This window comes from Pseudoalteromonas sp. S558 (genome assembly GCF_005886635.1).
In the GTDB taxonomy this organism is placed as follows: domain Bacteria; phylum Pseudomonadota; class Gammaproteobacteria; order Enterobacterales; family Alteromonadaceae; genus Pseudoalteromonas; species Pseudoalteromonas aliena.
Map to the genome: position 1 here is coordinate 1 of NZ_PNDU01000450.1, position 5,039 is coordinate 5,039.

Sequence of the window (5,039 nt, forward strand, 5' to 3'; positions counted from 1 at the left end):
CGTCATTTTTTCACCCAAATTTGTATGCTTATTAGCATAACATTTCTTTCTTAATGGGTGGCCAAAATCACTGTACCACTACAAAGCAACTATATTACCAACGGGCTTCGAATCTTCTAAACTTCCTATTCTCACTTCAAAATTTTCATTATCAAAACTATCTATGAAAATATGACTTCCTTCTTGTTCATCATAAAATGATGCGAAGTTGTCTGTAATTGTCATATCAAATTTCATGGTTTCTTCCTTGTAAACTAAAGATAAAGTTTGCTAATAACCCGAGTTCTGGATAGTAAATATATCTCAAGCAGCTAGTTTCCACACTACAAACGCAACAGCAAAGCCCACTAAGTACACTAAACCTAACCAACTTAAACTGCGCAATAACACGCTGTGTTTAATATCAGGCTCTGATCGCACTAGGCTAAAGTTGAGCCATGCAAATACAGGCGTTGTAACAAATGAAAGCGTCATTGCAAAGGTAAGCATGGGGCCAAGGGCTGATTTAAAAAATAAAATAACCGCCATGCCGGCAAGTGCTTGTAGTATTAACCAAATATTTAGACTGTGTTTTGATTGCCCAAAACCAAGTAGTTTATGAGACTCGTTAAGCGTGCGGGCGTAGCCATCAAGCACGGTGAGTGTGGTGCCAAACATGCATAAAAAAGCGATTGCTGATACAAGCGGCCTTGCCCACTCGCCTATTGTTAATGCGTACATATCAATAAGCTGCTTGGCAAACGCGACACCGCCGAGTTCTATACTACTGGTTTGCCCATACTGCACTAATACACCTAAGCTAAAAAATACCAAGGCTAAGCCAGCTGTAAGCCAGTAACCTACGTTAAAATCGAACAAGCCTTGGCTTTTAGAAACTGTTTGCTGCGCTTGTTTTTCTTTTAGCCATAAAGAGCTAAGAGCTGATATTTCGATAGGTGCTGGCATCCAGCCCATTAAAGCCACCATAAAGCTAAGCATGGCAAGTTCATATGGTGAAGGCCCTACATAGTCAGCAGGCGCCATTGGGCCGTTACTAAATGCAATGGCAAGGGCAATCAAAGTAGCGAGCGTAAGCAGCCCCATAATGCCTTTGGCAACGTTATCTAGCGCTTTAAATTGTCCAAGTAGCAATATAACTAAACATACACCCAGCAGCATCCAACAAAGTAAGGTTACTTCAATAACCACAGGTAAGGCGTAATGCAGTAAGCTTGCGGTAAGCAGTAATACGCCTGCTGTATTGACAACAGCGGCAACAATATTTAAACCAATAAAGCTGTAAAAGTAAAACGGACCTTTGTTTTTGTAACCCTCTACTAAGCTATGCTTGGTGGCAAGCGTGTATTCCATACCAAAACGAAAAAACGGATATTTTAAAACATTAACAACAAGTATTAGCCAAAATAATTGCCAGCCAAATATTGCTCCCGCTTGCGTAGAGGCAACTAAGTGAGATCCGCCGATAGCGGCCGTTGCCATAAGTATTCCTGGCCCAAGCGCGTTTAGCCGTGATTTCCATTTCGATACTGTTTGCTTCATTTACTGCTCAAAAATTGTCTGTGTGACCCCCTAACTTACAGAAATTACAGACAATAAAAAAGAGCCGTCAGGCTCTTTTTTATAGTGCTTTGTGATTGCTTTTATTTAAGATCCATCTCTTGGATGATCTCGTGTGCAATCTCTGGCGTTGTACTTATAGGCTTTTCGTGTAGATTTGCTTTTATTTGCCCTTTACGATGCTTTAGTGCCGCATCGAGTTTTTTAGCTGCGCTTGCAATAGCTGGGTACATAACTTCGTTTTCCCCTTTTACCGATATACGCGCACCTTCGTAATTAGTGCTAATTTCTGCTTGGATTTTATGATGCTCTTTAGACAAAATAATCTCGAGTGCAATAAGCGATGGGAAATGGCTCTCGATTTTAGAAAATTTTTCGTTGATGTGCTCTCTAATAGAGTCAGTAACTTCAACATGGTGACCAGAAAGATTAATTTTCATAGGGTATCCTTTTATTTGTTACCTCATAAATAGTATTGGGGGCTATTTAGATTAACACAAGGAAAAAAGAGAGATATTTGAGGTTTATTTGCGGCTTTTGGTGATTTAAATCATGCGTTGTGCAAAGTTTATGCAAAGCCCATTGTACATGGGCTTTCAGACGTCTACTTAACTTAAACTAAGATTGGTTAATCTGTGTACGAACAACAGTAGTCAGCAAAATCAGATACTTTTACTTTAAAGCTTACATTTGCATCAACATTAAACGATTCACCCGCGTTAAATGTTTTCCACTCACTTGCACCTGGTAATAAAATATCCCATTGGCCAGCTAAAAGCTCCATGCATTCTTTTTGGTTTGTATCAAAAACAAACTCACCTGGTTGCATAAAGCCTAACGTTTTCGCTTCGCCATCACCTAAAATAACGGTACGGCTCGATACTTTTCCGTCAAAATATACATTGGCTTTTTTTACTACACTTACGTTATCGAACTTTGGCATTTTTAGCTCCTGCTAATTTTTATATTTAATTGCGGTCACATTGCCTGATACATAATGAGCTTGCAAGGAAGTGGAGCTAAAAAAATTAAGTCAAAATATCATAACGGCAAACAACAACTTATTTTTATTGAATATTAGCTTTTAGAGGATATGTTAAATAATTAGAAGCTACGCTTCTCACGTGAGCAAGCTCTACGTCTACAAATAACGCTCCTTAACTTTGGGAACAACTACTTGTAGGTGCGCATATTTCTGGCTTTTAAAAGTAACTCTTTTATTAAAGACGGGCTTTGAGAAAGTTAAAAAACCTGCGAGTTATCTGTTATTAAATTATCATGGTCCGAGGGTAACTCAGTAAGCTTTATTGATTCCATAATCCGCTGTTGTGACTCAAGTGCATGCTTAGCCCATTTTTTATGTTTATCAGAGCGATCAATGCGATGGTTAAATTCAACCTCTAAAAAAGCATGCTCACTTAATGGTAAACAGTAAAAATCTTGGCGAGAAAGGACATTATCTCTGCACTCTTTGTAAAACACCCACAGGCGATTATTAATAATTATCTCTTTAGCCGCTGGTAAGGGCGGTTGACCATGTAGTTTGATGTATTCCTCAATTTCTTCCTCTATTTCAGCTTCAGTCCACGCCACTGAACTTTTACTCTTTTGTAATTTGATTTTTTCAGTTATTTCTGTATTTTTCCCATCTGTACGCCAATGAAATTTATCATATGATTCAATAACAAAATGTTTTAATTGTGCGATATCCAGTACATTTATTTCTAAAACTTGCTTAATTCTCAATTGGCAACTGATCATGCCATACTCACCACTTGGCAAATAACTTATTGGTGGCAAGTACATCCAGTTTTTAGTGAGCATATGTACATATACGTGCTGTAAATAACCTTGCTTATGCTGATTAAACCAAGCAGTTGAATTAAAAGGAAATGAGACATCAATCGTAGAAGGTACAGCAGTAACATTACTGCTAGGCATATCAAGGGTTAACAGTTTGTTTTCTAAAATAAGGCGATAGTGGATGCAATTTTCAAAACGGGGCCCACCTACAAAGCCACGGTAAAAAGCCTTGGCTAATTTGATCATAATCGCTTATCCGTAGGTGGTAGGGTTTTAATAAAGTTTTTTACAATATCGGCCTTTTCATTATTTCCTAGCATTTCTAGCTGAGCTGCATAGGTGACTAAGCCTAAAAACGGTAAAGTGTGTGGGCTTTCGCCAACAGAGCCACCTGTAACAAGACCTTTAAATTTCATCGAACGCACTAAACTACTGGGTGATATTTTACTGCGGTCAGCTAAGTTAGGTACAAAATCATAAGGGTTGTTACGCACTGCGATTACTTTTACACCCATGCTGTGGGCAATGCGTTTTAAACGCTCGACATTTGAGCCTGAGCCATGCACAGCAAGTTGTTGGCCTATAAGAGGCTTACCGTAATAAATACGATAGTGCTCCAGCGCCGCGCAAAAAATTATCGCGCCTTGGCTGTGCGCTAGCCATTTTACCTGTTTACCCTGTTGGCTATTTTGTGCCAGTACAGCCGCTAAATGCTGGGCATTATGGGATTTAGTACTTGAGCGTTTATCAAACGCGCACTCAATTAAGTCAAGCGTTGTATAATCGGTGGGGTTATGAAATAACGTATAAGCTTTTATACCGTCGCTCTCATAGGCTCTATCAAGGTGAGTGCCCATCAACCACGTGGCTTTGGTAAGCTCATTTTGCATACCATTGACCGCCGCATGCTGCGTTTTTATTTGTGTGGTTGGAGTTGGAACTGGCTCCCAAGCACCTTGTACTTTCTTTATTTCGTCACTGTTCATTGCTTTGTCGTAAGTTTCGCTGCTACGCCTTTTTACTTCATAAAGCATAGTACGCTCTGCAGCAAAGTTATTTTTAGCTCCCTCCAATTGCTTATCAAATAATATATCAGTTATGGATATATGATTTGCTTCTAAGCTGTAACGTATTAAAAAATGATAATTACGAAATGGGTACTTTGTTCGCCATATACGGCGCAGCGGGTTACGGCTATGCTTTATTGAATTATTAGCATTAGGATTAGGATTAGGATTAGGATTAGCGCATATTTTAATGATATCGGCGCACACCATTTTTAAATCATAGTCATTAAGTTGCGATAGCATAGCAAGTGCTTGGCAGGTAAATTTAGCTTTCTTGAATGGAAAATTAACAGGGAGCTTAACACCAAAATCTCGATAGCTAAGCGCGTCGAGTGGGATAACAGAATGTGCATTGATAGTTTTATTGAGTTTAGACCAGACATATTTCTTCCTTGTAAATGAGTCTGAGTTAAAATATTACGTTAAATTATTTGTTAGAGCAAAAGTTTTTAACGCAGTATTATAATGTTGAATTGCACCTTATTTGGCTCCATTGTAGGTCGTCATTTATGGCGTCATATTTTTGATTTACCTTTAATACCAACCTGCATAAATCTTTGATCAATTTAACGAATTAAATTGCACTATTACGTCGTTAAAATTTTTTTATTT

General features: G+C 38.5%; 6 protein-coding genes. All 6 read right to left on the reverse strand.

What is annotated here, in order from left to right:
• Positions 1-78: 78 nt before the first annotated feature.
• Entirely contained in the window at positions 79-237 is a 159-nt protein-coding gene (locus tag CWB66_RS22370; RefSeq protein ID WP_171037555.1) for a hypothetical protein, read from the reverse strand.
• 66 nt (positions 238-303) lie between these two features.
• A complete protein-coding gene (locus CWB66_RS20640) occupies positions 304-1,539 on the reverse strand; it encodes an NRAMP family divalent metal transporter (RefSeq protein ID WP_138586924.1) in 1,236 nt (411 codons plus the stop codon).
• Positions 1,540-1,640: 101 nt separating this feature from the next.
• Positions 1,641-1,997 carry a ribosome hibernation-promoting factor, HPF/YfiA family gene (gene hpf, locus CWB66_RS20645; RefSeq protein ID WP_077537113.1) on the reverse strand — a complete coding sequence of 119 codons (357 nt, stop codon included), beginning with the start codon at positions 1,995-1,997 and terminating at the stop codon, positions 1,641-1,643.
• Positions 1,998-2,185: 188 nt separating this feature from the next.
• Positions 2,186-2,500: a pyrimidine/purine nucleoside phosphorylase gene (ppnP, locus tag CWB66_RS20650; RefSeq protein WP_002958974.1), complete on the reverse strand. Its 315-nt coding sequence runs from the start codon at positions 2,498-2,500 to the stop codon at positions 2,186-2,188.
• A gap of 299 nt (positions 2,501-2,799) precedes the next feature.
• Positions 2,800-3,606, reverse strand: coding sequence for a hypothetical protein (locus tag CWB66_RS20655; RefSeq protein ID WP_138586925.1), 807 nt, complete (start codon positions 3,604-3,606; stop codon positions 2,800-2,802).
• Positions 3,603-4,670 (reverse strand): hypothetical protein, encoded by a 1,068-nt coding sequence (locus tag CWB66_RS20660; protein ID WP_252371812.1) that lies wholly within the window; start codon positions 4,668-4,670, stop codon positions 3,603-3,605. The genes CWB66_RS20655 and CWB66_RS20660 overlap by 4 nt, the downstream gene beginning before the upstream one ends.
• Positions 4,671-5,039 lie beyond the last annotated feature (369 nt).

Coding starts and splice junctions, on each gene's coding strand:
- CWB66_RS20640 (WP_138586924.1), bottom strand. CDS start 1,539: ATGAAGCAAACAGTATCGAAATGGAAATCACGGCTAAACGCGCTTGGG.
- CWB66_RS20655 (WP_138586925.1), bottom strand. CDS start 3,606: ATGATCAAATTAGCCAAGGCTTTTTACCGTGGCTTTGTAGGTGGGCCC.
- CWB66_RS22370 (WP_171037555.1), bottom strand. CDS start 237: ATGAAATTTGATATGACAATTACAGACAACTTCGCATCATTTTATGAT.
- CWB66_RS20660 (WP_252371812.1), bottom strand. CDS start 4,670: ATGCTATCGCAACTTAATGACTATGATTTAAAAATGGTGTGCGCCGAT.
- ppnP (WP_002958974.1), bottom strand. CDS start 2,500: ATGCCAAAGTTCGATAACGTAAGTGTAGTAAAAAAAGCCAATGTATAT.
- hpf (WP_077537113.1), bottom strand. CDS start 1,997: ATGAAAATTAATCTTTCTGGTCACCATGTTGAAGTTACTGACTCTATT.